This is a genomic window from Paraburkholderia sp., assembly GCF_034668105.1.
GTDB lineage: Bacteria > Pseudomonadota > Gammaproteobacteria > Burkholderiales > Burkholderiaceae > Paraburkholderia.
In genome coordinates, this window is record NZ_JAXDPY010000113.1 from 1 (window position 1) to 2,967 (window position 2,967).

A 2,967-nucleotide genomic window follows, 5' to 3' on the forward strand; every position below is an offset into this window, starting at 1 on the left:
GGCGGCAGCGTGGTGTTGGTCACGCCCTCGCGCAACATGAAGGCATGCGTGGCCTCCGGCGCAAACGGCGGCGGATCGCTGATCACCACACTGCCGCCCACGGCGAGCGGCACTAGCCATGCTTCAATCGACACATCGAAATTCACCGAGGCGAAATGCAACACGCGATCGCTACCGTCGATCGGCAAGGATTCGGCGAGCGCGTCGCCATGCGCGGCGAGCGGTCCGTGTTCGACGGCCACCGCCTTCGGCGTGCCCGTCGAGCCGGACGTGTAGATCAGGTAGGCGGCCGCGCGCGGATGCACCGGCTCGTCGCCATCGAAACGCGCTGTGTCTGCTTCTGCGTCTGTCAAAGCAGCGCTCGCGACATCGAAACATTGCGCGAAACGTGCGCGCATGGCCGCATCGGCGGACGCATCGACAATGCCGTGCGCAAGTTCGGCATCCTGCACAACCCAGTCGAGGCGCACCGCCGGATGACGCGGATCGAGCGCCACGAACACCCCGCCCGCCTTCAGCACCGCCAGCAACGCGACGAACAGATCGCAAGAACGCGCGACGCATACCCCCACGCGTATCTCGGTCGTGACGCCTGCCGCCCTCAGTTGTGCGGCAAGGCGCGCCGCGCGGCCGTCCAACTCGCCGCGCGTCAGCCGCACGGTATGCGGCGTGAACGATGCAAGTGCGGGTGCATCGGGTTCGATACGCGCCCAAGCGCGGATTCGATGGTGCAAGGCAATCGGGAAGCTCGTCATGGGCGTGAAATCCGTTAGAACTGGCCGCGTGGGCCAAGTCGCAGGCCGCAATGGGCCGCTTCATTGGTGTGACGATCCGCAATCGCAAATCTTTACCGCCGTTGTCGATTTATTCGGACTGCATCTTTTTAGTCACGGACGGTCGTATGGAGGTCCAATCGGCGTCATGCGGTAAATGTTTGCAACGCCCGTTCGTCTATCAGGCGAGGGGCGCGTCTTTGCGTCCCGCTGATTTGCCGCCCGCGTGCGCTGCATTTCACCGATCCATTGCGACCCACTGCGACCCATTGCCGATGACCGCTGCCAACGAGCGCTACGACGCGCCACCCTCGCCTTCTCCCTCAACCGCCGATCACACTGCCGCTCATGCGCCCGGAAAGCCCGCCATGCGTCTGATCGTCGCGCTGCTCAAACGCTCGCGTGGTGCCTTAGCGATCGCGCTCACTGCCTGCGTGCTGAACGGCATCGCGAGCGTGCTGCTTGTCGCGACCTTGAGTCGCGCGCTGTCGCAACCGGGTGCCGCCGACATGTCGCTCGCCATGCGTTTTGCGCTATGCGCCGTGCTTGCGCTCGTCACCCGCGTGATTACCGGCGTGCTGTTCGCGCGTCTCTCGCAGGACACAATGGCGCAGTTGCGCGAGCACGTCGCGCGGCGCGTCGCCGAGGCCGAACTGCGCGACGTCGAACGGATCGGCGCAGCGCCCGTGCAGTCGGTCCTCACCGACGATGCGACCAACGTCTCGATGCTGTTCTTCGCGCTGCCCAATCTGGTGATGCACGGCTCGATCGTATTCGGCTGCCTCGGCTATCTGGCGTGGTTGTCGTGGCCGGTCTGCCTGCTCGCGCTCGCCGCGATTCTGGTCGGCTCGCTCGGTTATCACGCGGGCGACAAGCGGGCAATCGCCTCGCTCGAAGCCGCCGGCCGCTCGCAGGACAAACTGTTCGGCTATCTCGGCGCGCTGTTTACGGGCGCCAAGGAACTGAAGCTGCATCAGGCGCGCTCGCGTCAATTCGTCGACGGCCAACTCGGTTCTGCGATCGACGAGGTGCGCGACCATCGGCGCCGCGCGTTCAGCGCGTATGCGGTCGGGGTGGGCTGGATCGTGTTCCTGTTCTATGTGTTTCTGGGCGTCGCGGCGTTCTGGCCCGCGCTGGGCGTCCATGCCGATGCACCGTCGGCATCGGGCTATGTGGTGGTGTTCCTGTTCATGCTGCTGCCGCTGGACGGCCTGCTCAACAACGTGCCGACGCTGAATGCGGCGCGCGTGTCGCTCGACCGGATCGAAAAGGTGATGGGCGAGTTCGGCGCGCTGCGCACCGCCCCGGCGCCGGATGAAAACGCCTCGCACGCGCCGTACCGGACGCTCACGCTAAGCAACGTCACGCACTCGTATTTCCATGAACGCGATGAGCGGATGTTCCGCGTCGGGCCCGTCACTCTGACTTTCCGGCCGGGTGAACTGGTGTTTATCGTCGGCGGCAACGGCAGCGGCAAGACGACGCTCGCGAAGGTGCTCACGGGCCTGTACGAACCGGAAGACGGCACGATCGAACTGGACGGCAAGCCGGTCGGCTTCGCCGAACGCGCCGCGTACCGGCAGCGCTTCACCGCCGTGTTCAACGACTTCCATCTGTTCGACGCGCTGCTCGGGATCGTCGATCCGAACGATGCATCGCGAGCGCAGGCCGACGCGCGCGCCAACGCGCTGGTGGCGAAGCTCGCGCTGGACCACAAGGTGCAGGTGGTGAATGGCGCATTCTCGACACGCGCGCTTTCCACTGGTCAGAGGAAGCGCCTCGCGCTAGTGGTCGCGTATCTGGAAGACCGGCCGTTCTACCTGTTCGACGAATGGGCCGCGGATCAGGACCCGCAGTTCAAGGCCGTGTTCTATGAGCAATTGCTGCCGGAATTGCGTTCGCGTGGCAAGACCGTGCTGGTGATCAGCCACGACGATCGCTACTTCCATCTCGCGGATCGCGTGTTGAAGCTGGAGAACGGCAGTATCGTCAGCGAGACTTATGGCGTGGCGCAGGCCGTGCAGAATGGTGCCGTTGCTAACGGCACCGCGGGCTGAGTCGAGTTATATGAAATCGGCGCCGGGTGTGTTTGCTCAAACGCCCGGCGTGCGGCAATACGCGTACCGAGCGACGCCGACGTACTCGACGAGCACTTCGATCTCGCGCTCCTTGACCTTACGCTCCTCGCTGCATT

The 2,967-nt window shown here is 64.7% G+C and carries 2 protein-coding genes; one reads left to right on the plus strand and one right to left on the minus strand.

The features are described from left to right. Positions 1–755, minus strand: a 755-nt coding sequence (locus QOC89_RS05555; protein ID WP_323044112.1) for an AMP-binding protein, incomplete at its 3' end; no start/stop codon positions are given. 293 nt (positions 756–1,048) lie between these two features. Between QOC89_RS05555 and QOC89_RS05560 the strand changes: the two genes are divergently transcribed. Then, positions 1,049–2,830 carry a cyclic peptide export ABC transporter gene (locus tag QOC89_RS05560; RefSeq protein WP_323044113.1) on the plus strand — a complete coding sequence of 594 codons (1,782 nt, stop codon included), beginning with the start codon at positions 1,049–1,051 and terminating at the stop codon, positions 2,828–2,830. Positions 2,831–2,967 lie beyond the last annotated feature (137 nt).